Genomic DNA, 24,878 nt, shown 5'->3' with positions numbered 1-24,878 from the left:
GCCCCGTTTGCATTCCGGCGGCCGGACCGTGCAGCGCCCCGTACAATGGCAGGCACTCCATCACACAGGTGCCGACCATGCGCTACACGCACACGCTCGCCGCCGGCCTTGGCGCCCTTGCGCTTACCGCCGCCCTGCTGCCCCCGCCCGCCCGTGCCGCCGACGCGTCCGCCCCGGTTTGCGAAGTGAACCGCCCCGTTCGGTTCAGCGGCCTGAACTGGGAATCCAATCTGGTCCTGGCCGGCATAGAGCGTTATGTGCTGGAGCATGGCTACGGCTGCAAGACCTCTGTTGAAATCGGTGAAACGCTGCCCATGCTGGCCGCGCTACAGCGCGGCGACGTGGACGTGACACCCGAAGTCTGGCCGGGCCAGATCGAAGGCGCCTGGAAGAAGGCGCTTGCGAGCGGCAAGGTGCTGGGCGTGGGCCATGTGTATGACGCAGGGGAAGGCTGGTACGTGCCCCGCTATACCGTGGAACGCAACCCCGGATTGAAAGCCGCCGCCGACCTGGCGCGCTTCAAGGAGGTGTTCGCCGACCCCGAGGATCCCGGGCGCGGCCGCATCTATGGCTGCCCCGCCGGCTGGGCCTGCGGCACGCTGAACGACAACCTGTTGCGCGCCTTGAAACTGGACAAGGACTACGCGCTGTTCGCGCCCGGGTCGGGCGCCGCGCAGAAAGCCGCCATCGTGTCGGCGTACAAGCGCAAGCGCGACATCGTCTTTTACTACTGGACTCCCACATCGCTGGTCGGTGCGCTGGACCTGGTCAAGCTGGAGCTTCCAGCATTCGACCAGGCCGCCTACACCTGCATGACCGACCCCAAATGCGCGACGCCGGTGGCCACCGAGTTCAAGCCCAATCCTGTCGTCACGGGCGTGAATGCGGCCTTTGCCAAGGAAGCGCCGCGCCTGACCGACTTCCTTTCCAAGCTGACCGTCCCCGATGACGCCATCGACGCCACGCTGGGCTGGCTCGAGACCGAGGGCAAGGAACCCGACGACGCCGCGCGCTACTTCCTCAAACAGTACGCTCCCGTTTGGCGGCAGTGGGTGCCGCCAGACGTGGCCGACCGCGTGCAGTCGGCGCTGGAGCGCGAATAGCCCTGGCGGGCGCCGCCGCGCCCGCCCGCGGCTCATGTATCCTGACGTTTCGGCGCGCCCGCGCGCGCCCACCCGATTCAAGCGAAGGAAGATACACATGGACGCCTTGTTCTGGCACGACGGTCACTGGACCACCGAAAACCCCAAACTGCTCGGCCCGGCCGACCACGCTTTCTGGATGGCCAGCATGGTCTTCGACGGCGCGCGCGCTTTCCGCGGCCTGACGCCTGACCTGGACCTGCACTGCCAACGCGTGGTGCGATCGGCCGAGAAAATGCTGATGAAGCCGCAGATCGGCTGGGAAGAAATCCAGACGCTGTGCCTGCAAGCGGTCGCGAAGTTTCCCGAAGGCACCGAGCTTTACATCAAGCCGATGTTCTTCTGCTCGGACGGTTTCCTGCTGCCCGACGCCGACAAGACCCGCTTCGTGCTGCACGTGTTCAAGGTGCCGATGCCGGGCGACCAAGGCTTTTCGGCCTGCTTTTCCAGCTTTGCGCGTTCGTGGCCCAACATGGCCCCCACCGACGCCAAGGCCTCCTGCCTGTACCCCAACGGCCAGCGCGCCATCCGCGAAGCCGCTGAAAAGGGCTTCGACAACGCAATCATGCTGGACGGCGCGGGCAACATCGCCGAATTCGCCACCAGCAATCTGTGGCTGGCCAAGAACGGCGTTGTCTCCACGCCCGTGGACAACGGCACCTTCCTGAACGGCATCACGCGCCGCCGCGTGCTGGCGTTGCTCAAGGCCGACGGCATCGACGTGCAGGAACGCAGCCTGACCCGCGCCGACGTCGAGGAAGCCGACGAAGTGTTCTCGTCCGGCAACTACGGCAAGGTGGTGCACGTGAACCGTGTGGAATCGCGCGCCCTGGAATACGGCCCGCTCGCACGCCGCGCCCATCAGCTCTACATGGACTACGCGGAAAGCACCGGCCGCCGCTGACGCGCCCGCGGGGACCCCGTCCACGGCGCTTCCCCGCGCCCTGGACGGACGCTGGCCGTCAGGAAAACAACAGCAAAAACGGCGTACGCTGTCGACTTCCGACCGCCGGGCGAACCCATGCACAGCAGACGCGATTTTCTACGCAACAGCGCCACCTTGGCGGGCGCCACCAGCGCGCTGGCCTTGTTTCCGGCGGCGATCCGCCGCGCGCTGGCCATCCCCGCCAACCACCGCACGGGCACGATCCGCGATGTCGAGCACATCGTGATCTTCATGCAGGAAAACCGCTCGTTCGACCACTATTTCGGCGGCCTGGCGGGCGTGCGCGGTTTTGGCGACCGCTTTCCCATCCCCGTGCCGGACAGCCCGGAAGCGCGCCATCGCACCGTCTGGGCCCAGTACAACGACAAGCCCGACGAAGGCGCCCCGCGCACCGTGCTGCCGTACCGGCTGGATACGCGCGAGGCCTACGAGACCATGCGCGTGGCCAGCACGCCGCACACCTGGTCGAACGCGCAAGACGCCTGGGACGCCGGCCGCATGGGCAACTGGCCGGCGGCCAAGAAGAACCATTCGATGGCGTACTTCACGGAAGGCGACATGCCCTTCCAGTACGCGATGGCCCGCGCCTTCACCGTTTGCGACGCCTACCATTGCTCGTTCACCGGCGGCACCAATACCAACCGCCTGTTCCTCTGGAGCGGCACCAACGATGGCCTGGCGCGGGGCAACGGCCCGGCGCTGGGCAACGTCTACAACAAGCTCACCGGCGGCGATCCCGCCGGGGCCTATACCTGGACCACCTATCCGGAAAGGCTGGAACGCGCCGGCGTGAGCTGGCGCATCTACCAGAACATGGCGGACAACTATTCGCTGAACCCCACCGCCGGGTTCAAGGCGTACCGCGACGCCTACCAGGACCTGCCCGGGTCCACGGCGGCACTGAAGGACAAGGCGCTGACCACCCGCAGCCTGGACCTGCTGCGCCAGGACGTGCTGGACGGCACGCTGCCGCAGGTGTCGTGGATCTGCGCCACCAAGGCCGGATCCGAGCACCCCAGCCCGTCCAGCCCCGCCCAGGGCGCGGACTACACGGCCCGTGTGCTAGACGCGTTGACGGCGAATCCCGAGGTCTGGAGCAAGACCGTCCTGCTGCTGATGTTCGACGAAAACGACGGTTTCTTCGACCACATGCCGCCACCGGCGCCGCCATCTCGCGGCGCCACGGGCGAACTGGCCGGAGCCTCCACGGCCGACACCCGCGGCGAATACCACGAGCACATCGCGGGCGTGGAAAAGGACGACACGGCGGCGCACCTGCACGGCGCCTATGGCCTTGGACCCCGCGTGCCCATGTACGTGCTGTCGCCCTGGACCAAGGGCGGCTGGGTCAATTCCCAGGTCTTCGACCACACCTCGGTGCTGCGTTTCCTGGAGCAGCGTTTTGGCGTGGCCGAGCCCAATATCTCGCCCTGGCGTCTGGCCGTGTGCGGCGACCTGACGTCGGTCTTCGATTTCGCTGCGCCGGACCACCAGGACCGCCTGCGCGACCTGCCCGCCACCGCCGAGCGCGCGGCCCGTGCCGCCGCGCTGCCCGGCACCGTCAAACCGCCGGCGCCGCTATCGCCGGCCCTGGCCCGGCAGGAGCCCGGAACCCGGCCGTCGCGCGCGCTGCCCTATGCGTTGCACACCGATGCCCGCATACAGGACGGCGCCGTCTTGCTGCGCTTCGAGAACACAGGCACGGCCGGCGCCGTCCTGCATGTCTACGACCGGCTGCATCTGGAACGCGGTCCGCGGCGCTATACCGTGGAAGCCGGCAAGCAGCTTGACGGGTCCTGGGAACCCGCCAGCGACGGCCGCTATGACCTCTGGGTGCTGGGCCCCAACGGTTTTCACCGCCACTGCGCCGGACGCATCCCGCAGGCGGAGGCGCCGCCGCTGGAGGTCGCCGCCGGCTACGAAGGACCCGGCGTCCCGCTGCGGCTCTCGCTGCGCAACCAGCAAGCGCGGCCCCGCGCATGCCGCATCGCCGCCAACGCGTATGGCCTCCCGCGCGCGGCCGATGTCGAGGTGGCCGCCGGAGAGACACTGATCCTGTCCTGGGACATGGCCCAGACGGGCGGCTGGTACGACATCAGCGTGCACGACAAAGACGACCCATCCTTTCTGCGCCGGCTGGCCGGGCGCATCGAAACCGGTTCGCACTCCACGTCGGACCCCGCGATGGGACAGGACCTGATATTGCAGTGGACGCCCCAGGCATGAAGCCGCCCGCCCCTTACGAACACGCCGTGACCTTCCAGTTCGGGGATTCTCCCGAATTGGCCGACGAATTGCTCGCCCTGGTGCTCGCGGGCGCCAAGACGGCGACCTGCGGCGCGGTTCGCGACTTCGGCGGCCAGGAGCCTTTGCCGCAAATCGGCCGGCGCGACGTGGTGCTGGACGGACGGGGACAGCCCGCCTGCGTCATCGAAACCACCGGCGTGCTGGTCCAGCGCTTTGACCAGGTGGACGAGGCGTTTGCGCTGGCCGAGGGCGAAGGCCCGTACGCCGCATGGCGGGACGCGCATATTGCCTACTTCGAGCGCAACGGCGGGTACGCGCCGGACATGATGCTGGCGTGCGAGCGCTTTCGCGTGGTGCACGTGTTCGACCGCGGGACATGACAGGGGCGGTGCCCGCCGCGCCTTGCTTGCGGCCGGCCCAAATGAAAAACGCCGGCGCCTTGCGGCGTCCGGCGTCCTGGCGCGCGGGAGCGCCTGGGGGTCAATCGGCCGGGACGGCCTTGCCCAGGCCCAGATAGCTTTCGATGACCTTGGGGTCTCCAGCCAGCTCGCGCGCCGGGCCGTGCAGAATGACTTCGCCGGTTTCCAGCACGTAGCCGTAGTCGGCCACTTGCAGCGCCGCGCGGGCGTTCTGTTCGACCAGCAGGATCGCCACGCCGGTTTCGCGCAGGCGCGCGATGATGTGGAAGATCTCGCGCACGATGCGCGGCGCCAGGCCCAGGCTGGGCTCGTCGAGCATCAGCAAGGTGGGCTTGGCCATGAGCGCACGGCCCACGGCAAGCATCTGGCGTTCGCCGCCGGACAGGGTGCCGGCTTGCTGGGCGCGCCGTTCGCGCAAGCGCGGGAAAAGGTCGAACACTTCGTTCAGCGTGTCGCGCCAGCCGCTTTCGCGGGCCCGGTAGCGGCGGAAGCCGCCCAGCAGCAGATTGTCTTCCACAGACATGGTGCCGAACAGCTCACGGCGCTCGGGCACGAGCGACATGCCGGCCGCCACGCGGCGTTCGACCTGCCAGCCCGACACGTCGTTGCCCGCGTACTGGACGGTTCCGGCCGCGTGGCCGGTCTGGGGCAGAGATCCCATGATGGCGTTCAACATGGTGGACTTGCCGGCGCCGTTGGCGCCGATCACCGTGACGATGCTGCCAGCCGGCACGACCAGCGTGGCGCCCGCCAGCGCGCCGACCTTGCCGTAGCGGGCCGACAGCTTGCTGACTTCGAGGACGGGGGGAAGGGTCGTGCTCATCACACACCTCCCGCAGGCACGGACCTGGCCTGGTCCGCTTCGGGCAAGTCGTCGTCGATGCCGCCCAGGTAGGCTTCCAGCACCGCCGGGTTCTTTTGCACGTCGGCCGGCACGCCTTCGGCCAGCTTCGTGCCGAAATCCATCACCACGAGGTGGTTGGTCAGGCGCATCACAAAATCCATGTCATGTTCGACGAGCAGAATGCTCATGCCCTCGGCGCGCAACTGCTCCAGCACGCGCGCCAGGTCCTGCTTTTCCTTGTAGCGCAGGCCGGCGGCCGGTTCGTCCAGCAACAACAGCACCGGATCGGAAGCCAGGGCGCGGGCGATTTCCAGGATGCGCTGCTGGCCCAGCGCCAGGTTGCCCGCCTGCTCATACAGGTACTCGCCCAGGCCGACACGCTTGAGCTGCTGGGCGGCTTCGTGCAGGAGCTGGGCTTCGCGGGCCCGGTCCGTGTGCAAGGCGCCGGCCAGCACGCCCACGTCGGAGCGCAAGTGCGCACCCAGCGCCACATTCTCGAGCACGGTCATGCCGGGCAGGAGCTGCACGTGCTGGAACGTACGGCCCACGCCCATCTTGGCGATCTCGCGCGCCGAACGGTTGTCGATGCGCTGGCCCATGAAGGTGACGTGGCCGCGCGTCACGGGAAGCACGCCGCTGATCAGGTTGAAGGTGGTGCTCTTGCCGGCGCCATTGGGTCCGATCAGGCCCATGATCTCGCCGGAGCTGACCTTGAAGGTGATGTCGTTGACGGCGACCAGTCCGCCGAATTCCTTACGGATGGCGTCGACTTCAAGCACCACCTGACCGGGTTGCGGGCGCTCGCGCGCCGGCAGCGCGGGAGCCGGTGCGGGCGGCGCCAGATTGCGCCGCGATCCGTCCGCGCCGGTGATGCTGCTCCACCAGCCCGCGAGGATCGGCCACAGGCCGTTGCGGGCATACTGCAGCATCAGGATCAGCAGCACGCCGAAGACGATCATCTCGAAGTTCGCGTTCGTGTCCAGCAGCTTGGGCAGCAGGTTCTGTAGCTGGTCCTTCAGCACCAGGATGACGCTGGAGCCGAGCAACGCGCCCCAGACATAGCCGGCGCCGCCCACGACCGCCATGAACAGGTATTCGATACCGTAGTTCAGGCCGAAGGGGCTGGGACTGACGGCGCGCTGCATGTGGGCATACAGCCAGCCCGACACGCAGGCCAGCAGCGCGGCCCAGACGAAGATCACGATCTTGTAGGCGGCGGTGTTGACGCCCATGGACTCGGCCATGCCCGCCCCGCTCTTCAAGGCGCGGATGGCGCGGCCCGGACGCGAGTTCAGCAGGTTGCGCGTGGCCCACAGCGCCAGCAGCACAAACACCCAGATCAGGTAGTAGATGTGGCGGCCATTGGCCAGCGACATACCGAAGAGGCTGATGGGCTCGATGCCGGCGATGCCGTCATGCTTGCCCAGCCAGTCGATGTTGCCGAACAGGTAGTACAGCGACAAGCCCCAGGCGATGGTCCCCAGGGGCAGATAGTGGCCCGACAGGCGCAGCGTGATCGCGCCCAGCAGATAGGCCACGACCGCCGTCAGCACCAGGCCCGCGGGCAGCGCCAGCCACGGCGACACGTCGTACTGCGTCGTCAGGAAGGCGGTGGTGTAGGCGCCCAGGCCGACGAATGCCGCCTGGCCGAAGGACGTCAGGCCGCCAACGCCGGTCAGCAGCACCAGCCCCAGCACGACAAGACTGGCCAAGCCTATGTAGTTGAGTTGCGTGACCCAGAATTCGGGCGTGGCCGACACCAGCGGCAGGCCAGCCAGAACGACGAGGAATACGGCAAGCAGAATGCGGTTCATGGCGGTTATTCCTCTTCGTCCGCGTGATGGGTGCTGAACGAACGCCAGACCAGAACCGGGATGATCAGGGTGAAGACAATCACTTCCTTGTAGGCGCTGGCCCAGAAGGACGAGAAGGATTCCAGCACGCCGACGAGCAGCGAGCCGGCCGCCGCGATGGGATAGCTGGCCAGGCCGCCGATGATGGCGCCCACGAAGCCCTTCAGGCCGATCAGGAAACCGGTGTCGTAGTAGACGGTGGTGATGGGTGCGATCAGCATGCCGGACATGGCGCCGATGCCCACGGCCAGCGTGAACGTCAGCGAACCGGACATGTTGGTGCTGATGCCCACCAGCCGCGCGCCGCGGCGGTTCACGGCGGTGGCGCGCAGCGCACGGCCGTACAGCGTCTTGCCGAAGAACAGCCACAAGGCCAGGATCAGCAGCGCGCAGGTGGCAACGACGAACAGGCTTTGCGCCGACCAGGTCATGAAGCCCAGGTCGATCTGGCCGCTGACGAACGCCGGGGTGCGCCAGCCCTCGGCGCCGAAGAACACCAGCGCAAGGCCCATCAGCGCGAAGTGGACGGCCACGGAGACGATCAGCAGCACCAGCACGGTGGCTTCGGCCAGCGGCTGATAGACGATGCGATAGACCATCGGCCCCATCGGCACCACCAGGAACAGCGTCAGCAGCATGTTCAGCCACAGCGAATTGTCGGCAGCGGCATAGCTCTTGGTGAGCCAGAACAGGGCCAGCGGCAGGACGACGCAGGTGAGCAGCGCTTTGGGCAAGCCGGCCGCGCTACGGGCGCGCAGGGCGCGCAGCAGTTCGAGCGCGAGGCACACGATGCCCAGCAGCGGCAACAAATAGGCGGTGCCCGGCACCTTGCCGTCCACCAGCATGGCCAGGGTCAGGGCGCCGAACGCCACGAACTCGCCCTGGGGAATGAAAATGACGCGCGTAACGGCGAAAACCAGCACCAGAGCCATGCCCAGGAGGGCATAGATGGCGCCGTTGACGACACCGTCTTGCAGCAGGATCAGCGCAATTGATGAATCCATCTAACAACTACCTTGTGGTTTCTTTGTGTTCCGGCCCCACCCGGAACACTGATACGACACACCGGCCGGAAAGGCCGGTGCGAAGCACTGCTCGGGGGCCGCGCGGCGGACGCTTTACAGGCGCCGCCGCGCATCGCGCACCCGTGGATCGGGCAATCCTGGGGAATTACAGGCCGGGCTGATAGACCCACTTGCCGTTTTCCACCTTGACCATGACGCGCGAACGCTCGTCGAAGCCGGCATGATCGGTGGGCGACATATTGAACACGCCTTGCGAGACAGCCAGATCCTTCACGCCTTCCAGCGCGTCGCGCATGGCGGCGCGGAACTCGGGCGTGCCGGGCTTGGCGCCCGTTTTCAGGGCCACCGGCAGCGCGGCGACGACCAGTTGGCCGGCATCCCACATATGGCCGCCGAAGGTGTTGGTGGAACCCGCGCCGTTAGCCTTCTCGTAGGTTTCGACGTAGGCCAGGGCCGACTTCTTCACCGGATTGCTGTCGGGCAACTGGGCCGCGACCAGCAGCGGACCGGCCGGCAGGAGCATGCCGTCGCAATCCTTGCCGCAGACGCGCAGCACGTCGTTGTTGGCGGCGCCGTGGGTCTGGTAGATGGTGCCGCCGTAGTTGCGGGCCTTCAGTTCCTTTTGCGGCAGCGCGGACGGGGTGCCCGCGCCTGCGATCAGGATGGCGTCCGGCTTTGCGCCGACCAGCTTGAGCACCTGGCCCGTCACGCTGGTGTCGGTGCGGCCGTACTTTTCGACGGCGACGATCTCGATGCCCTTTGCCTTGGCGGCCTTTTGCATCACATCCAGCCAGCCGTCGCCGTAGGCGTCGGCGAAGCCGATGAAGCCGAGCGTCTTCACCTTGCCCTTGGCCATGGCGTCGGCCAGGGCGCCGGCCATCAGCGCGTCGTTCTGCGGGGTCTTGAAGACCCAGCGGCGCTTGTCGTCCACGGGCTCCACGATCTTGGCGCTGGCGGCCACGCTGATCATCGGGACCTTGGCCTCGGCGGCCACGTCCACCATGGCCAGGGATCCGGGCGTGATCGACGTGCCGATCAGGACGTCAACCTTGTCGTCGGAAGCGAGCTTGCGCGAGTTCTTCACGGCTTGCGTGGTGTCGGTGGCGTCGTCCAGGACGATCCATTCGATCTTCTGGCCGGCCACTTCCTTGGGAAGCAACGCCACGGTATTGCGTTCAGGAATACCGAGCGACGCGGCGGGGCCGGTGCTGGCAACCGTGACGCCGACCTTGACCTGTGCGCTCGCCAAGAGCGGCAGAGTCAGGGCTACAGCGGCAGCCGCCGCGGACAAGCCGAAGTGCTTGCGCATATTTTTGTCTCCTGTGGTGGCTCTTATGTGCCTCGAGCGAGGCGAAGCGAGCCTGTTTAAAGTTATACAGAAAAAAATATTATATGGTTAAAACAGTATCAGATGACTTCGCGCAACTACGGTAATTCCCTGATGTGCTACGGAAATCATGTTTCAGCGAACGCATTTGTTAATGGCGAACTTGTACTTGAAAGGGTGGCGGGCGTCAGTTGGGGGATTCCCTTGGGGACGGGCTGCGAAGCGGCTTGGCAGCCCAGCGATGCGTCAGCGGCCCAGCACCGGCCACACGCGCTCCACGCGCGAAGCCACCCAGGCCGCCACGACCGCCTTGATCAGGTCGCCTGGCAGAAAAACCGCCACGGCCATCGCGGCCTTGGCCAGATCCATCTTTGTCACCGCCGCCAGCCAGGGCACGCCGAAGGCATACACCACCGCGATTCCGCCGATGACGCAGGAGGCCACATAACCGGCCCACGCCATCCAGGAGCCCGAGGCGCGCACGGCCAGCCGGCGCGCCAGCCAGCCGGTGACGAAGGCGCCGGCCACCATGCCGACCAGAAAGCCGCCGGTGGGCCCAAAAAAGGCGCCAAGCCCGCCGCGGCCGCCGGGCAGCACGGGCAGGCCGACGGCCGCCAGCGTCAGATACAGCAGGCAGGCCAGCGCACCCCGCAATGGCCCCAGCATCGCGCCGGCCAGCATCGCGCCCAGCGTCTGCAAGGTGATAGGCACCGGAATGCCGGGCAACGGGATCGGCGGCATCAGGCTCAGGACGACGATCAGCGCTGCAAACAGCGCGACAAGCACCGTGTTATTGGATTTCATGGTTTCCCCCCTTCATTCAAGACCGGACGCGCCGCCGTCAGGGGCTGCGCGCGTCGATGGCTTCCGAGACTTCCTGGGCCCGCTTCAAGGTCAGCACGATCAGCGGCACGATCAGCGCGACGGGGTTGGCGCCCAGGCCGCGCGCGGCCTGGGCTTCACGGATTTCCTGGAAATTGCGCCAGATTTCAGGCACGAAGCGCAAGGTCAGGGCCAGCGCCAACGCCACTTTGCCTGCATCCAGCAAACCGATTCGCTCAAACGGCGCCAGCGCCCTCTCGCATACGGCGATCAGGTCAGACGTCCGGGTGGCGAGCGTCACCGCCAGCGCCAGGCCGACCATCGCCATCACGCGCAGCACCACGGCAAGCGCCTCGCCCACGCCCTGAAACCAGCCCGTGAACAGCGCCACGGCCAGCAGCACCCAGACCAGCCCCCGCACCTGGCGCCACACGGCCGCCCCGCCCACGCCCGTGGACCACACCAGCGCGGCCGAAACGGCGAATGCCAGCGCCAGCCAGCGCGGGTCGCCGAGCATGAACAGCCCCGCTCCCGCCGCCATCAGCGCCAGGAGCTTCAGCCCGGGCGGCAACCGGTGCAAGGGCGTGGCGCCCGCGACATACAACGGCTCCATCATGCGCAATGCTCCCGGTACCAGCGCAGGGCCGCGGCCGGCGTGTCGTCGGCCGCGATAATGCCGTCGCGCACGACCAGCACGCGGTCGAAATCGTCCAGCAGCTCCAGATCGTGGCTGACGACGATGGCGTCATGAGCCAGTCCGGCAATCGCCTCACGCACCCGGTTGCGGTTGCGCAGGTCTAGCTGGGTGGTGGGTTCGTCGAATACGATCAGCGCCGGCTCCATGACCAGCACCGCCGCCAGCGCGACCAGTTGGCGTTCGCCGCCGGACAGCGTATGGCTGCTGCGGTCGGCCAAATGGCCCACGCCCAGGCTGCCCAGCCCGGATTCGATCCGGGCCTCGCGCTGCTGCCGGTCTGGCGCCAGACGCTTCAGGCCGAAGGCCAGGTCCTCGCGCACGATGGGAAAGACGATCTGGTTTTCGGGATTCTGGAACACAAAGCCGACGCGCCCGCGCACGGCCTTCAGGTCGCGCCGCGTGTCCAGCCCATCCACCCGGACGCTGCCCGAGGACGGCATGACCAGCCCGTTGATCAGGCGCGCGAGCGTGCTCTTGCCGGCGCCATTGGGACCCACGATGCCGATGCGGCGTTCGGCCAGGGTCGCGCTCACCCCGCGCAACACTTCCGCCTGGGGCGTGGACACTACCGCCTGGTCAAACTCGATTAACATGGGGCGGGATTATGCCCGAACCAATTCGGGCATCGGGACTCCAAGAGCTCATATGGAAAAAGTACGCAAATCCGACGCCGAATGGCGGGCCCAGCTTTCCCCGGAAGAATACGTGGTCACCCGAGAAAAGGGTACTGAACGCGCATTCACGGGGCGCTACTGGGATACATTCACGCATGGCATCTACCGCTGCGTAGGCTGCGGCACGGCGCTGTTCGCTTCCGACACCAAATTCGACGCCGGCTGCGGCTGGCCCAGCTACTTTCAGGCGCTGGATCCCGAACTGGTGCGCGAAGAGCGCGACGTCACCCACGGCATGGTCCGCACCGAAGTCCTGTGCAACGTCTGCGACTCGCACCTGGGACACGTCTTTCCCGACGGCCCGCCGCCTACCGGCCTGCGCTACTGCATCAATTCCCTGTCGATGACGTTTGAACCCATAGAAGACTGAATGAAGAAGTTTCTGTTCGACCTGTTTCCGCTGTTCCTGTTCTTCATTGCCTACCGGTTCACGGACATCTTTATCGCCACGGGCGTCGCCATGGCTGCCGCGGTGTTGCAGATCGTCTGGCTGAAGGCGACCGGCCGCGCGACCGAAGCCATGCACTGGGTCAACCTGACCGTCATCCTGGTATTCGGCGGCGCGACCATCTGGCTGCACAGCGACGTCTTCATCAAGTGGAAGCCCACCGTGCTGTATTGGATGTTCGGCGGCGCGCTGGTGTTTGCCCGCGTGCTGTTCGGCCGCAACCTGATCCGCCGCCTGATGGAAAAGCAGATCCAGCTTCCAGACGCAGCCTGGGACAAGCTGAACCTGGTCTGGGCCGCCTTCTTCCTGGTTGCCGGCGCGCTCAACCTGTATGTGGCGTTTTCCGGCCATTTCACCGAGTCGCAATGGGTCAGCTTCAAGGCCTTCGGCCTGATGGGCCTGATGGTCGTCTTCGTGATCGGGCAGTCGCTGTGGCTGGGCAAGCACATCCAGCCCGAGGAAAACACCCCTTCTGGCACGGGCTCCACCCCGCCCGGCAAGCCCTGAGACCCCTTCCATGGCGCGCCAGCCTCCAGGCCGGCGCGCCGGAACTTCCCCCCGCCCGCCATGTCTGAATCCACCGACCGCATTACCCTGATCCGGGAACGGCTTGCCGTCCTGGAACCCGTCAGCCTGGACATTCTGGACGACTCGCATTTGCATGCCGGCCACGAAGGCAGTAAAAACGGCGCCGGCCACTATCGCGTGATCATCGTAGCGCCTTGCTTCGCGGGGCTCTCCGCCGTTGCGCGACATCGGCTGGTGTATCATCATTTGCAAGATTTGATCCCTTATCCGATTCATGCGCTTGCGCTAGAAGCCCAGGCTCCCAAATAGAAAGTAAAAGGATATTCATGAAACGCATCGTCATGCTGGCTGCGGCCTGCGTCATCGCCGTGCCTGCTTTTGCGCAAAACGTGGCCACCGTCAACGGCAAGGCCATTCCGCAAAAGAGTCTGGATCAATTCGTCAAGCTGCTCGTCGGCCAGGGCGCAACCGATTCGCCGCAACTGCGCGAACAGGTCAAGCAGGAAATGATCAACCGCCAGATCTTCGTGCAAGCCGCCGAATCCAGCGGAATCGCCAAGCAAGCCGACGTCCAGACCGAAATCGAACTGGCTCGCCAAGGCATCCTGGTCCGCGCCCTGATGGCCGACTACCTGGCCAAGAATCCGGTATCGGACGCCAAGGTCACGGCGGAATACGAGAAGATCAAGAAGGAACAGGCCGGCAAGATGGAGTACAAGGTCCGCCACATCCTCGTCGAAGACGAGAAGAAGGCGAATGACCTGTTGGCTCAGGTCAAGAGCAACAAGGGCAAGTTCGACGATCTGGCCAAGAAGAACTCCAAGGACCCCGGCAGCGCCGAAAAGGGTGGCGACCTGGGTTGGGCTCCCCCGACGAACTACGTTCAGCCGTTCGCGCAGGCCGTGACGCAGCTGAAGAAGGGTGAACTGGTGGACAAGCCGGTGCAGACGCAATTCGGCTGGCACGTCATCATGGTGGACGACACCCGCCCGGTGGAATTCCCGCCGCTGGATCAAGTCCGTCCGCAACTGGAAGAAATGCTGCGCCAGCAAACGCTGGCCGACTACCAGAAGCAGCTCCGCGACAAGGCCAAGATTCAGTAAGGCCTGACCAGACCCGAAACTGCCCGCGATTGCGGGCAGTTTTTTTTGGCGGAGTGGCAAAAGAAAAAGGGTGCGCTATTTGTCTCAGGGCGGCCCGGCCACAAAAATGGGCTGCGCGCCATCAGCGAGCAGCCCTCTTTCGTTTCCGTGGCGGGGAACCTAGGACAGGCCCAGCAGCGCCTTCAGGGCGTCCTCGTCCAGCACCGTCACGCCCAGTTCCTGGGCCTTGACGAGCTTGCTGCCCGAGTCCTCGCCGGCCACCAGGTAGGCCGTTTTCTTCGATACCGAACCGCTGACCTTGCCGCCGGCCGCCTGGATGCGCATGGACGCCTCTTCGCGCGTCCAGTTGGGCAGCGTGCCCGTCAGCACGAAGGTCTTTCCGGCCAGGGTCGTATCCTGCGGCACGGCTTCGGCAACCGGATTCACGCCCTGCGCCTTCAACTGCCCGATCACGTCGCGGTTGTGCTGTTCGGCGAAAAAGCGCCGGATCGATGCGGCCACCACCGGCCCCACATCGGGCACCGAGGACAAGGCGTCCTCGTCGGCGTCCATGATGGCGTCGATGCTGCCGAAATGACGCGCCACGTCGCGCGCCGTGGTCTCGCCCACGTGGCGGATGCCCAGCGCGAACAGCAGGCGGCCCAGTCCGGGCGCCCGCGCCTTTTCAATGGCGGCCACCAGATTGTCGGCGGACTTCTGGCCCATGCGGTCCAGGCCCACGAGTTCCAGGGGACGCAGGCTGTACAGGTCAGCCAGCGACTTGACGCGGCCGCTGTCGACCAGCTGATCCACGAGCTTTTCGCCCAGGCCTTCGATGTCCAGCGCCTTGCGGCTGGCGGCATGCCACAGCGTCTGCTTGCGCTGCGCGGCGCAGAACAGGCCGCCCGTGCAGCGCGCGATGGTCTCGTCTTCCAGGCGCTCGATGGCCGAGCCACAGACCGGGCAGGATGAGGGCATGACGAATTCCCTGGCGTCGTCCGGCCGTTTTTCCAGCACCGGCCCCAGCACCTCGGGAATCACGTCGCCGGCGCGGCGCACGATGACCGTGTCGCCGATGCGCACGTCCTTGCGCCGGATCTCGTCTTCGTTGTGCAGCGTGGCGTTGGTGACGGTGACGCCGCCCACGAACACCGGCTTCAGGCGGGCGACGGGGGTGATGGCGCCGGTGCGGCCCACCTGCACCTCGATGTCCAGCAAGGTGGTGGTGGCCTCTTCGGCAGCGAACTTGTGGGCCAGCGCGAAGCGCGGCGCCCGCGCCACGAACCCCAGCACCTTCTGGGCCGGCAGCGAATCCACCTTGTAGACCACGCCATCGATGTCGTAGGGCAAGCCGGGGCGCATCGCGCCCACCTTGGCGTAGAAGGCCATCAGACCCTCGGCGCCGGTGGCCCGGTGATTGTGCACCACGTTGACCGGCAGCCCCATCCCGGCCAGCCACTCCAGCATGGCGCCGTGCGACTTTTCAGGCAGTTGCGAGGCTTGCGCCGCGCCCGCCGAGGCTTCGTCGAACAGACCGCTCTGGGCGCCGGGCAATCCCTGGACCTCGCCCCAGCCGTACGCGAAGAACCGCAACGGCCGCTTGGCCGTGATGCGGGGATCCAACTGGCGCAGGCTGCCCGCCGCCGCATTGCGCGGGTTGACGAATACCTTCTCGTCGCGCTTGGCCTGGGCCTGGTTCAGCTTTTCGAAGTCGGCGCGGTTCATCAGGACCTCGCCGCGGACTTCCAGCACCTTGGGAACGGCGCCCTTCAACTGCAGGGGAATTGCCTTGATCGTGCGGATGTTGGATGTGACGTCCTCGCCCGTTTGACCGTCGCCCCGGGTGGCGGCCTGCACCAGGCGGCCGTCCTCGTAGCGCAGGCTGATCGCCAGCCCGTCGAGTTTCAGTTCACAGAAATAGTCCGGCTGCTGCGCTGGTCCCAGCAGACCGGCGCCGCGCAGCGTGTCGGAGACGCGGCGATCGAACGCCGCGACCTCTTCCTCGTCGAAGGCGTTGTTCAAGGACAGCATGGGCACGACGTGGCGCACGCTGCCGAAGGCGGACACGGGTGCCGCGCCCACCCGCTGCGTCGGCGATTCCGGCGTGACGAGTTCGGGATGCTCGGCCTCCAGGGCCTGCAATTCCCGCATCAGCCCGTCGTACTCGGCATCCGAAACGCTGGGCTCGTCGTAGACGTAGTAGCGGACGTTGTGCTGTTCGATTTCGGCGCGCAAGCGCGCCGCGGCTTGCGCCGCGTTGCCGCCACCTGCCTTGCTCATCACGCAAACACCCGTTGGGCGCGCTCGCTGCCGGCGGGCAGGCCCGCTTGTTCAAGCTGGCCGAACAACACCTGCAGGCGTTCGTCGATGACGGTTTCGGAACCGTCGGCCAGAGGCTTGCCCTGATCGTCGACCAGTTCCGCGCGCAGGCGCGCGGCCAGATCGCGGCCCACATCGACCATGCGCCCGAAGGCACGGCTGTCGGCCGGGCTGCACGGCACGTCCAGCAGCAGGTACAGACGTTCGATGCCGCCCATGCCGGCGTCGAAGGCGGCGCCGTCGGCGCGCGCCAGCGTGAAGCGGGCGACGCCATTTTCGGCGGGCCAGGCAAGGCGGTTGCCGTCGGCGACAAAGCCCGTATCGCGCGCGACCGACAGTACCTCGGCCGCGGGCTGGGCCGCGCCCAGCAGCAGGGTCAGGCCGACCTGGGTATCCAAGGCGGCGCAGGTGTCGTCCAGGCGGGCGCCCTGCTCCAGGACCGCCTGCTGATCAGGCCCTTCGATGGTGGCGTCGAAGCGTTCCGCCATGTCCTGGGCGCGGGCCCAGGCCTGCGACCACTCGATCGCGGTGAGCGGACCGCTGCGGTTGGCCAGCAATACCGCCAGTTGCATGGAGCCATAGGATTCGCCGGCGTGGATGCGCGCGCGGTGGCGGCGCTGGTCGGTTTCGGCGAACACGCGCATGGGCTTGCGCCCGACGCTGCGCAGGCTCTGCATATAGGGCAGCAGGTCGGCGCCGCGCACGGTTTCCGCGAAGTTGATCTCGATGACCACTTCGCAGGCGGGATCGGGTTCTTCGGTGTCGTCGGCATCGCTGCCGGGATCCACGGGCGCGGGCTGTCCGGACTGCGCGCGGGGCGCATCGCCGCCCATGCCGGGCTCGCGGCGAGCGGCCGCGGTGCTGGCGGTGACGCCCGACGCCGCGCCGGAGGAGGCGCCCGCGCCCAGCAGCGGATCCTGTTCGGAGGTGGGGAAATGGCTCTGCATCTTGCGCCGGACACGCCGGTCCTGCCACCAGTTGAATCCCAACACCAGCAGTATCAGCAAGACGCCCAGGGCTATCAGCCCGATCTGCAAATCACTCATGTGTAAATCCCGCGCCAGAAGGGCGGCGCCTTTCTAAATATTGGGTTTATGCCGCTTCGGAGGCCATCATTTGCACGGCCGAATCTATGTCTACCGCAACGATACGCGAAACCCCCTGCTCTTGCATGGTCACGCCGATCAATTGCTTGGCCATCTGCATCGCAATCTTGTTGTGCGAGATGAACAGGAACTGTGTCTGTTCGCTCATGTTGGCAACAAGATTCGCGTAGCGCTCGGTATTGGCGTCATCGAGCGGGGCGTCCACCTCGTCGAGCAGACAGAACGGAGCGGGGTTCAGCTTGAACAGCGCGAACACCAGCGCGGTCGCCGTCAGCGCCTTTTCGCCGCCCGACAGCAGGTGGATGGTGCTGTTGCGCTTGCCCGGAGGCTGGGCCATGACCTGCACGCCCGCGTCCAGGATTTCCTCGCCCGTCATGCTCAGCTTGGCCTCTCCGCCCCCGAACAGCTTGGGGAAGAGCTCGCCGAAGTGCCCGTTGACGATGTTGAACGTCTCTTGCAACAGTTCGCGCGTTTCGCGGTCGATCTTGCGGATGGCGTCTTCGAGGGTTTCGATGGCGGTCATCAGGTCCTGGTGCTGGGAATCCAGGAACCCCTTGCGCTCGCGCGAGGTGTTCAATTCATCCAGCGCGGCCAGGTTGACCGACCCCAGCGATTCGATCTGGCGCGAAATCCGCCCCACTTCCTGCTGCAGCCAGCTCGCGCGGCGCCATTCGTCGGGCTGGTTGGCCAGAAATTGGGCCAGTTCATCGCGATTGACTTCCCGCGCGTTGAGTTGCTCGGTGAATTGTTCTTCGGCCAGGCGTGCCGCCTGCTCCTGCAACTGCAGTTCCATGATGCGCGCGCGGCGCGGTTCCAGCGTCTGCTCCTGCTGCTGCCGGTCTTCGTCGGCGCCGCGCAGCAGCGCGGACAGGTTTTCCATTTCCTGGCGGGCGCGCGACAGCGCTTCCTCGCGCTCCGCGCGCATTTCCAGGGCGTCCTGCAAGCCGGCCTGGGATGCCGACGCATCCAGTTCGACCAGATCGCCCATCAATTGCTCCAGCTCGACCGTGCCGCGCTGGCTCTGGTCGGCGGCCAATTGCTGGTTGCGCTGCAAGTCGGTGATGCGAACCTGAATGCCGCGTTCGGCGAATTCGGCTTCCTGGGCAGCGCGTTCCAGCTCACGCAGGCGGGTGCGGGCGGCTTCGGCCTGGGCCGCCAGGGTTTCGCCGTCCATCTCGGCGTCCGAGAACTTGGACTGATGCTCGGCCAATTCCTCGTCCAGGGCCTCGAAGCGGGCTTCGGCCTCTTCGCGGGTAGCGCGCAGGTCTTCCTCGTGGACCTTGATTTCCTCAAGATCCTGGCGCAGCCGCGAGGCGCGTTCGCCGGACTGCTCGGCCTGCTGCTGCAGCCGCGAATGTTCAAGCTGGATGTCGTGCACGCGGCGCGTGACCTCGGCCACGCGTGTGCGCGCCGGGGAGATGGCCTGCGACACCTGCTGCCAGCCGGCCTCGGCGCGGGCGACCGCGGCGCGCGCCTGGTCGGCGATCAGCTGCTGCGCCTTGATCTCGCGCTGCAGGTTCTCGATTTCCTGCTGGCGGGCCAGCAGGCCTGCCTGTTCGGAGTCCGGCGCGTAGAAACGCACGCTGTGCGCATCGATCAGGTGGCCGGCCTTGACCACGCAGGCGCTGCCGGCAGGCAGCGTTGCCCGCAAGGCCAGGGCCTGGGTCACGTCGGCGCAGGTATAGATGCCGGCCAGCCACTCGTTCAGGAGCGTGCGCAGGTCCGGATCCGTGATGCGCAGCAGGCTCGCCAGCGGCGTCAGGCCGGCCGGCGCGGGCGGCGCGGGAGCCGCCGCGGGCAACTGATAGAACGCCAGCCGGGCAGGAGGCGCGTCCTCGGCGAACGCACGCGCCCAGTCCAGGTTGCGCACCTCCATCGAGGCCATCCGTTCGCGCAGCGCGGATTCCAGGGCGGTTTCCCAGCCCGGCTCCACGTGCAGCTTCTGCCAAAGGCGCGACAGCCCGGCGAGTTCGTGCTTGGCCAGCCACGGCTCCAGCGCGCCCTGCTTCTGCACGTCTTCCTGCAGCTTCACGAGCGCGGACAGGCGGGCTTCCAGGCGCGCCAGGTTCTGCGCTTCCGTCTGGGCGGCGCCCTGCGCGCGGCTGCGCTCGGCGTCGGCTTCGGGCACGCGGCCTTCCAGGGTGGCCAGCTCTTCCTGAGCGGCTTCAAGCTGGTCTTCGCCCGCGACGCGGTCGCCGGCCAACTGCTCCAGGCGCTCGGGGTCGGGGCTGTGCAATTCGCGCAGTTCCTGCTGTAGGCGTTCGCGGCGCTGATCCAGGGTCTGCATCTGGCGGTCGGCGTCGCGCTGGGTCTGCGCCACCAGCGCCAGGTTCTGCTCGACGCGGGCCAGGGCGGCGCGCATCTCGTCGCGGCCGGCCGCGGCCTCGCGCACGCGCTGCTCGACCGAGGGCAGGCCGGCCTGGGCGTCTTCGGCCGTGGCGCGCGCCTCTTCGGTGCGGGCGGCGGCGGTGGCCAGATCATCTTCGGCCTGGGCGATCTGTTCCGTGCAGTGCTCGCGCTGGGTGGTCCATTCGGCGATCTGCTGCTGGAGCTGGTCGCGGCGCGCCTGCAGGCGGTTGCGGGAGTCGACGACGTGCCGGATCTCGGCTTCCAGGCGGCTGACCTGGGCGTTGGCCTCGTACAGCGCGCCCTGGGCGGTGTGGACCGCGTCGCTGGCGGCGTAATGCGCCTGACGCCGGGACTCCAGGGCCGCTTCGCCCGCCCGCAAACCCGCGATGGCGGCTTCCAGCTCGTTCTGGGCCTGGGCCATTTCCTGGGCCTTTTTGGCGCGTTCTTCGCGCGCCCCGGTCTCTTTCAGGAACCACAGCGAATGCTGCTTCTTTTCGCCGTCGGCCTGAAGTTCGCGGTAGCGCGTGGCCACTTCGGCCTGCGCTTCCAGCTTTTCAAGCTGGCTGTTCAGTTCGCGCAGGATGTCTTCGACGCGGGTCAGGTTCTCGCGCGTGTCGGACAGGCGGTTCTCGGTCTCGCGGCGGCGTTCCTTGTAGCGCGACACACCGGCCGCTTCTTCCAGGAAGACCCGCAATTCTTCGGGGCGCGCCTCGATCAGGCGGTTGATCATGCCCTGGCCGATGATGGCGTAGCCGCGCGCGCCCAGGCCCGTGCCCAGGAAGATGTCGTGGATGTCGCGGCGCCGGACCTGCTGATTGTTGACGAAATAGCTGCTGGTGCCGTCGCGCGTCAGGACGCGGCGCACGGCGATTTCGGCGTAGGTGCTCCACTGGCCGGCGGCGCGCCCCTCGCTGTTGTCGAACACCATTTCCACGGAGGCCCGCGCGGCGGGCTTGCGGTTGCCGGAGCCGTTGAAGATGACGTCCTGCATGGACTCGCCGCGCAGTTCGGAGGCCTTGGCCTCGCCGAGCACCCAGCGCACGGCGTCGATGATGTTCGACTTTCCGCAGCCATTGGGACCCACCACGCCGACCAGTTGGCTGGGCACGGGAATCACGGTGGGATCGACGAAGGACTTGAAGCCGGCGAGTTTTAGCTGAGTAAGACGCACAGTACGATGACGACGGGGGGGGTTGAACGAAAGGCGTTAACGGACCTGCCGCATAGATTGCAAACCGGCCCCATAAGGGCCGGCTCTCATATGGGTCGTATGATACCGCAGGCAGTCTGTCCCCAAACGTTGGCAACGGTCAACCCACGGGCAAACGCGCAATGGCTCCCATCAACGGTCCGGCTATACTCCCTGACACTTTTTGGCACGACACATAATTTTCACGCGGACTGGCCGGAATCGGGCCAAAGAACGGGGACATTCTTGAAACGTGGTTTCTATCTGGTCATGGCCGCGCAGGCCTTCTCGTCATTGGCGGACAATGCGCTGTTCATCGCAGCCATCGCCTTGATACAGGAGCTGCACGGCCCCGACTGGTTGGCGCCCATGATGAAATGGTCGTTCGCGTTGGCCTACGTCGTGCTGGCGGCCTTTGTCGGCGCCCTGGCGGATTCCTTCCCCAAGGGCCGCGTGATGTTCTCCACCAACGCCCTGAAAGTCGCGGGCTGCCTGCTGATGTTCTCGTACGCCAGCATCGGCGTCGCCCCTGAATACCAGACCTACCTGGTTTGCGCGGCATACGCCGTGGTGGGCATCGGCGCGGCGGCCTACTCCCCCGCCAAGTACGGCATCGTCACGGAAATGCTGCCCCCGCACATGCTGGTCAAGGGCAATAGCTGGATCGAGGGCCTGACGGTCTTCTCCATCATCCTGGGCACGGTTCTGGGCGGGCTGCTCATTTCGTCCTCGGTTTCCACCGCCCTGCTCAGCCACCCCTCCATCGCCCATTTGGTGCATACACCGGCGGAAGCCGCGATCCTCGTCATCGCCTTCGTGTATCTGCTGGCGGCGCTCTGCAACCTGCTGATTCCGCGCACTCATGTGCGCTATCCCCCCCAGCAAAAGAACCCCGCCCGCCTCATCCGCACCTTCTGGGGCTATGTCTGCGTGCTCTGGAAAGACAAGCTCGGCCAGATCTCGCTGGCGGTCACCACCCTGTTCTGGGGCGCGGGCGCCACGCTGCAGTTGATCGTCATCGAATGGGGCCGCAGCCATCTTGGCTATCAGTTGGACAAGGCCTCGATGCTGATGGGCGTGGCTGCGCTGGGCACGGTGGTCGGCTCCATCCTGGCAGGCCGGATCCCGTTGCGCCGCGCGCTGGCCGTGCTGCCGGTGGGCGCCGCCATGGGCCTGGTCGTGCTGCTGATGCCGCTGGTCTACCAGCCCTGGAGCGTCTACCTGCTGCTGCTGCTGACCGGCGGCCTGGCTGGCTTCTTCGTCGTGCCCATGAATGCCCTGCTGCAGCATCGCGGCCATGTGCTGCTGTCGGCCGGCCATTCCATCGCCGTGCAGAACTTCAACGAACAGCTCAACATCCTGCTGATGGTGGCCATGTACACCCTGCTGCTGTGGCTGCAACTGCCGATCAACGTGATCATCGTGATATTTGGCAGCGTGGTCGCCGTGCTGATGGTGGTCTTCATGCGCTGGAGCAAGCGCAACATGCTGGCCAACCCCGACCTGCATGAGCAGATCGGCCAGGAAGGCCATGGCCGCGCGCTGGACTCATCGCACTAAGCCCTTGATATATCAATAAAAAAACCGGGCGGCCGCCCGGTTTTTTATTGTCCGCGCGGTGTTCAGAGCGCGCGGGCGGCCAGCTTCAAATCTTGCCACGCCCGCGCCTTCTCGGACGGGCTGCGCAGCAGATAGGCCGGGTGATAGCTCACGATCACCGGAATCTGCGCGCCCTCATCCGTCTTGAGCTGATGGATGCGGCCGCGCAGGCTGCCGATGGTGGCATCGGTGCCCAGCAGCGTCTGGGCCGCGAACCGGCCCAGCACCAGGATGCGCTCGGGCTTGAGCAGGGCGATCTGCCGCATCAGGTACGGACTGCAGGCGGCGATTTCCTCGGGCTTGGGATTGCGGTTGCCCGGCGGACGGCATTTGATGACATTGGTGATGAAAACATCCCGTTCCCGGCTCATGCCCACGGCGGACAGCATCGCATCCAGCAACTGGCCCGAACGGCCGACGAACGGTTGGCCCTGGCGGTCTTCCTGTTCGCCGGGGGCTTCGCCCACCACCAGCCAGCGCGTAGGCTGGGCGCCCTGGCCGAACACCGCATGCCTGCGCCCCTGGCACAGGCCGCAGGCCGTGCAGGCCACGACCTGCTGGCTCAATTGCTCGAGGTTGGCATCCTTGACCGCTTCGGCCACCGGAATGGGCGGCGGCGCGGTCTCGGCGATGTCGGCCTTGGGCACGGGCCGCGGCGGCGGACCGCTGCGGTTCAGGATCGAACTGGGCACGCCCGGGCGCCCGGCCGCGCGTTCCACCGGCGCGTCGGCAACCGCTCCCGGCGGGGCCGGCTGGACGGGGGCGGCCAGGGGTTGCGCCGCCGCGGGTTGCGCCATGGGTTGCGCCGCGACAGGCGTCGGCGCGGACGGAACCGGCGCGGCCGCCGAGGCCGGCGTCGCCGCCGGCGCGGCAAGCGGGAGGGCAGCAGGCGCGGGAGCCGGCCGCAGCCACAGCCGCTCCATGCCGATCTCGCGCAGCCAGATGCGCTGCAGCGGGTTCACACGAGGCGCGGAGCCGGGCCGCGCAGCGTCGAGCGCGCTCATGCCGGGGCTCCGGAAGGCGTCTCGAGGCGCTTCTGCATGACCAGCGCGTCCTCGCGGCCGCCCTTGTCGGCGGGGTAATAGGCCCGGCGCACACCGATCTGCAGGTAGCCATGCCGCTTATAGAAACTGATGGCCGAAGCATTGGACGGCCGCACCTCCAGCAGCACGCCCTCGAGGCCGCGCTCCCGGGCGCGCTGTTCGCACCAGTCCAGCAGCGCGCCGCCCAAACCCTGGCGATGCAAGTGCTTATCCACGGCGATCACGAGCAGATGCGCCACATCGGGCGCGAACATCACGATGCAAAACCCGGCCAGCTTCCCGTCGCGCCGCAGCGTCCAGGCGCCGTAGCCGGCGGCCAGCGCATCGGCGAAATTACCCCGGGTCCAGGGGAACGACTGCACGTGCGCTTCCAGCGCGACCACTTCGTCGAGGTCGGCATCGGTCAGCGGCTGCGGCACGGCGGGCGCCAGCGCTGGGTGGGCCTTGGGGTTGCCGCCCTCGCCGCGCATACGCTCGGCCGTGGTGAACGCCACCTTGTCGCGCACGTAAAGCGGCGCGGCGAGTTCGGGCGCCAGCGCCTCGCCCCGCAGCCAGCCCTGACGCGCAAGCCGCGCGACACTGGCCGCCTCCGGGCGCTGCGGACCGGCGGCGCGGCGCCATTGCGCCGGGTAGGCCATGTCGGCGGCATAGGCATCCCAGGCATCGCCGGCGAGCACCAGTTCCAGAGGCTGGCCCGCCTGCGCCGACCAGGCGGGCAGATGGTGCGCCGTCCATGGCACGACCTCGGCCGCCGCGATCAGCATCGGCGCCTGCAGGACTTCCCAGGCCGGCTCATCCTCGGACGCTTGCGCCTGGCGGTAAACCGCCAGGTAGACTTCATTCATGCGCGCGTCGAGCGCGACGACGACCGCCTCGCTGCGCTCGCTTTGGATCTGGGCCGCCACCGCCTGGTGCGAAACAATCGGCAGCACGGGAATTCCCAGGCCCAGGCCCATGCCCTGGGCCACGCCGCAGGCCACCCGCAGGCCGGTGAATCCGCCCGGGCCCTGCCCGAAGGCGACGGCGTGCAACGCGGCGGGCGCCAGCCCGGACTCGGCCAGCAGCTCGTTGGCCATGGGAAGCAGCCTTTCCGCGTGCTCCTGGGAGCCTTCGTGTTCCCTGACGCTGACTTCCAGGCGGCCGTCGACCGCCCGCAAAAGGGCCACGCCACAGCGGGACGAAGAAGTTTCCAAAGCCAGCAGGTTTAGTTCCATAGATG

General features: G+C 66.9%; 21 protein-coding genes. 9 read left to right on the top strand and 12 right to left on the bottom strand.

The window, feature by feature from the left end; all coding sequences use genetic code 11:
* Positions 1 to 77 precede the first annotated feature (77 nt).
* The 4 genes from ASE30_RS13145 to ASE30_RS13130 all read left to right on the top strand — a co-directional run bounded on the left by ASE30_RS13145 (position 78) and on the right by ASE30_RS13130 (position 4,715).
* Complete coding sequence (locus ASE30_RS13145) at positions 78 to 1,103, top strand: ABC transporter substrate-binding protein (protein WP_057284748.1); 1,026 nt, start codon at positions 78 to 80, stop codon at positions 1,101 to 1,103.
* A 97-nt stretch (positions 1,104 to 1,200) separates the two neighbouring features.
* Positions 1,201 to 2,046, top strand: coding sequence for a branched-chain amino acid aminotransferase (locus tag ASE30_RS13140; RefSeq protein WP_057284747.1), 846 nt, complete (start codon positions 1,201 to 1,203; stop codon positions 2,044 to 2,046).
* A 117-nt stretch (positions 2,047 to 2,163) separates the two neighbouring features.
* Complete coding sequence (locus ASE30_RS13135; RefSeq protein WP_057284746.1) at positions 2,164 to 4,314, top strand: phosphocholine-specific phospholipase C; 2,151 nt, start codon at positions 2,164 to 2,166, stop codon at positions 4,312 to 4,314.
* Positions 4,311 to 4,715 (top strand): ASCH domain-containing protein, encoded by a 405-nt coding sequence (locus ASE30_RS13130; RefSeq protein WP_057284745.1) that lies wholly within the window; start codon positions 4,311 to 4,313, stop codon positions 4,713 to 4,715. Before ASE30_RS13135 ends, ASE30_RS13130 begins: the two co-directional genes overlap by 4 nt.
* Positions 4,716 to 4,815: 100 nt before the next feature.
* On the opposite strand, the gene ASE30_RS13125 is transcribed toward ASE30_RS13130, so the two are convergent.
* The 7 genes from ASE30_RS13125 to ASE30_RS13095 form a co-directional block, all read right to left on the bottom strand.
* A complete protein-coding gene (locus ASE30_RS13125) occupies positions 4,816 to 5,577 on the bottom strand; it encodes an ABC transporter ATP-binding protein (protein WP_057284744.1) in 762 nt (253 codons plus the stop codon).
* Positions 5,577 to 7,412 carry an ATP-binding cassette domain-containing protein gene (locus tag ASE30_RS13120; protein ID WP_057284743.1) on the bottom strand — a complete coding sequence of 612 codons (1,836 nt, stop codon included), beginning with the start codon at positions 7,410 to 7,412 and terminating at the stop codon, positions 5,577 to 5,579. Before ASE30_RS13120 ends, ASE30_RS13125 begins: the two co-directional genes overlap by 1 nt.
* A gap of 5 nt (positions 7,413 to 7,417) precedes the next feature.
* Positions 7,418 to 8,455 (bottom strand): branched-chain amino acid ABC transporter permease, encoded by a 1,038-nt coding sequence (locus tag ASE30_RS13115; protein ID WP_057284742.1) that lies wholly within the window; start codon positions 8,453 to 8,455, stop codon positions 7,418 to 7,420.
* A 166-nt stretch (positions 8,456 to 8,621) separates the two neighbouring features.
* On the bottom strand, positions 8,622 to 9,785 hold the full coding sequence (locus ASE30_RS13110; RefSeq protein ID WP_057284741.1) for an ABC transporter substrate-binding protein: 1,164 nt from the start codon (positions 9,783 to 9,785) through the stop codon (positions 8,622 to 8,624).
* A 264-nt stretch (positions 9,786 to 10,049) separates the two neighbouring features.
* Positions 10,050 to 10,607: a biotin transporter BioY gene (locus ASE30_RS13105; RefSeq protein WP_057284740.1), complete on the bottom strand. Its 558-nt coding sequence runs from the start codon at positions 10,605 to 10,607 to the stop codon at positions 10,050 to 10,052.
* A gap of 37 nt (positions 10,608 to 10,644) precedes the next feature.
* Positions 10,645 to 11,241, bottom strand: a complete 597-nt coding sequence (locus ASE30_RS13100) for an energy-coupling factor transporter transmembrane protein EcfT (RefSeq protein ID WP_057284739.1) — start codon at positions 11,239 to 11,241, stop codon at positions 10,645 to 10,647.
* A complete protein-coding gene (locus ASE30_RS13095; protein ID WP_057284738.1) occupies positions 11,238 to 11,915 on the bottom strand; it encodes an energy-coupling factor ABC transporter ATP-binding protein in 678 nt (225 codons plus the stop codon). The genes ASE30_RS13100 and ASE30_RS13095 overlap by 4 nt, the downstream gene beginning before the upstream one ends.
* A 52-nt stretch (positions 11,916 to 11,967) precedes the next feature.
* Between ASE30_RS13095 and msrB the strand changes: the two genes are divergently transcribed.
* Genes msrB through ASE30_RS13075 form a run of 4 tightly spaced genes read left to right on the top strand, consistent with a single transcriptional unit; the run spans position 11,968 to position 14,075 of the window.
* On the top strand, positions 11,968 to 12,366 hold the full coding sequence (gene msrB / locus ASE30_RS13090) for a peptide-methionine (R)-S-oxide reductase MsrB (RefSeq protein ID WP_057284737.1): 399 nt from the start codon (positions 11,968 to 11,970) through the stop codon (positions 12,364 to 12,366).
* Positions 12,367 to 12,951, top strand: a complete 585-nt coding sequence (locus tag ASE30_RS13085) for a septation protein A (protein ID WP_057284736.1) — start codon at positions 12,367 to 12,369, stop codon at positions 12,949 to 12,951.
* 60 nt (positions 12,952 to 13,011) lie between these two features.
* Entirely contained in the window at positions 13,012 to 13,281 is a 270-nt protein-coding gene (locus tag ASE30_RS13080) for a BolA family transcriptional regulator (RefSeq protein WP_057284735.1), read from the top strand.
* Between the two features lie 17 nt (positions 13,282 to 13,298).
* On the top strand, positions 13,299 to 14,075 hold the full coding sequence (locus ASE30_RS13075; protein ID WP_057284734.1) for a peptidylprolyl isomerase: 777 nt from the start codon (positions 13,299 to 13,301) through the stop codon (positions 14,073 to 14,075).
* Between the two features lie 159 nt (positions 14,076 to 14,234).
* Here ASE30_RS13075 and ligA read toward each other — a convergent pair whose 3' ends face one another.
* Genes ligA through smc form a run of 3 tightly spaced genes read right to left on the bottom strand, consistent with a single transcriptional unit; the run spans position 14,235 to position 20,999 of the window.
* The gene (gene ligA, locus ASE30_RS13070; RefSeq protein ID WP_057284733.1) at positions 14,235 to 16,334 is read right to left on the bottom strand and encodes an NAD-dependent DNA ligase LigA; all 2,100 of its coding nucleotides are present in this window, start codon (positions 16,332 to 16,334) and stop codon (positions 14,235 to 14,237) included.
* Positions 16,334 to 17,419, bottom strand: coding sequence for a cell division protein ZipA C-terminal FtsZ-binding domain-containing protein (locus tag ASE30_RS13065; RefSeq protein WP_057284732.1), 1,086 nt, complete (start codon positions 17,417 to 17,419; stop codon positions 16,334 to 16,336). Before ASE30_RS13065 ends, ligA begins: the two co-directional genes overlap by 1 nt.
* A gap of 46 nt (positions 17,420 to 17,465) precedes the next feature.
* Positions 17,466 to 20,999 (bottom strand): chromosome segregation protein SMC, encoded by a 3,534-nt coding sequence (gene smc, locus ASE30_RS13060; protein WP_057284731.1) that lies wholly within the window; start codon positions 20,997 to 20,999, stop codon positions 17,466 to 17,468.
* A 264-nt stretch (positions 21,000 to 21,263) separates the two neighbouring features.
* Between smc and lplT the strand changes: the two genes are divergently transcribed.
* On the top strand, positions 21,264 to 22,577 hold the full coding sequence (gene lplT, locus ASE30_RS13055) for a lysophospholipid transporter LplT (RefSeq protein WP_057284730.1): 1,314 nt from the start codon (positions 21,264 to 21,266) through the stop codon (positions 22,575 to 22,577).
* A 62-nt stretch (positions 22,578 to 22,639) separates the two neighbouring features.
* Here lplT and ASE30_RS13050 read toward each other — a convergent pair whose 3' ends face one another.
* Both ASE30_RS13050 and tsaB read right to left on the bottom strand, forming a co-directional pair.
* A complete protein-coding gene (locus ASE30_RS13050) occupies positions 22,640 to 23,620 on the bottom strand; it encodes a uracil-DNA glycosylase (RefSeq protein WP_057284729.1) in 981 nt (326 codons plus the stop codon).
* Positions 23,617 to 24,873, bottom strand: coding sequence for a tRNA (adenosine(37)-N6)-threonylcarbamoyltransferase complex dimerization subunit type 1 TsaB (tsaB, locus tag ASE30_RS29815; RefSeq protein ID WP_057284728.1), 1,257 nt, complete (start codon positions 24,871 to 24,873; stop codon positions 23,617 to 23,619). The genes ASE30_RS13050 and tsaB overlap by 4 nt, the downstream gene beginning before the upstream one ends.
* Positions 24,874 to 24,878 lie beyond the last annotated feature (5 nt).

It is taken from the genome of Achromobacter sp. Root83 (genome assembly GCF_001428845.1).
Taxonomy (GTDB): Bacteria; Pseudomonadota; Gammaproteobacteria; order Burkholderiales; family Burkholderiaceae_B; genus Achromobacter.
Note: the sequence above shows the minus strand (reverse complement) of the source record. Positions and strands in the feature narration are given on the sequence as shown.

Coding starts and splice junctions, on each gene's coding strand:
- ASE30_RS13080 (WP_057284735.1), top strand. CDS start 13,012: ATGTCTGAATCCACCGACCGCATTACCCTGATCCGGGAACGGCTTGCC.
- ASE30_RS13120 (WP_057284743.1), bottom strand. CDS start 7,412: ATGAACCGCATTCTGCTTGCCGTATTCCTCGTCGTTCTGGCTGGCCTG.
- ASE30_RS13095 (WP_057284738.1), bottom strand. CDS start 11,915: ATGTTAATCGAGTTTGACCAGGCGGTAGTGTCCACGCCCCAGGCGGAA.
- ASE30_RS13075 (WP_057284734.1), top strand. CDS start 13,299: ATGAAACGCATCGTCATGCTGGCTGCGGCCTGCGTCATCGCCGTGCCT.
- ASE30_RS13100 (WP_057284739.1), bottom strand. CDS start 11,241: ATGATGGAGCCGTTGTATGTCGCGGGCGCCACGCCCTTGCACCGGTTG.
- tsaB (WP_057284728.1), bottom strand. CDS start 24,873: ATGGAACTAAACCTGCTGGCTTTGGAAACTTCTTCGTCCCGCTGTGGC.
- ASE30_RS13065 (WP_057284732.1), bottom strand. CDS start 17,419: ATGAGTGATTTGCAGATCGGGCTGATAGCCCTGGGCGTCTTGCTGATA.
- ASE30_RS13115 (WP_057284742.1), bottom strand. CDS start 8,455: ATGGATTCATCAATTGCGCTGATCCTGCTGCAAGACGGTGTCGTCAAC.
- ASE30_RS13145 (WP_057284748.1), top strand. CDS start 78: ATGCGCTACACGCACACGCTCGCCGCCGGCCTTGGCGCCCTTGCGCTT.
- ASE30_RS13125 (WP_057284744.1), bottom strand. CDS start 5,577: ATGAGCACGACCCTTCCCCCCGTCCTCGAAGTCAGCAAGCTGTCGGCC.
- ligA (WP_057284733.1), bottom strand. CDS start 16,334: ATGAGCAAGGCAGGTGGCGGCAACGCGGCGCAAGCCGCGGCGCGCTTG.
- ASE30_RS13140 (WP_057284747.1), top strand. CDS start 1,201: ATGGACGCCTTGTTCTGGCACGACGGTCACTGGACCACCGAAAACCCC.
- ASE30_RS13135 (WP_057284746.1), top strand. CDS start 2,164: ATGCACAGCAGACGCGATTTTCTACGCAACAGCGCCACCTTGGCGGGC.
- ASE30_RS13130 (WP_057284745.1), top strand. CDS start 4,311: ATGAAGCCGCCCGCCCCTTACGAACACGCCGTGACCTTCCAGTTCGGG.
- ASE30_RS13050 (WP_057284729.1), bottom strand. CDS start 23,620: ATGAGCGCGCTCGACGCTGCGCGGCCCGGCTCCGCGCCTCGTGTGAAC.
- msrB (WP_057284737.1), top strand. CDS start 11,968: ATGGAAAAAGTACGCAAATCCGACGCCGAATGGCGGGCCCAGCTTTCC.
- ASE30_RS13110 (WP_057284741.1), bottom strand. CDS start 9,785: ATGCGCAAGCACTTCGGCTTGTCCGCGGCGGCTGCCGCTGTAGCCCTG.
- ASE30_RS13085 (WP_057284736.1), top strand. CDS start 12,367: ATGAAGAAGTTTCTGTTCGACCTGTTTCCGCTGTTCCTGTTCTTCATT.
- ASE30_RS13105 (WP_057284740.1), bottom strand. CDS start 10,607: ATGAAATCCAATAACACGGTGCTTGTCGCGCTGTTTGCAGCGCTGATC.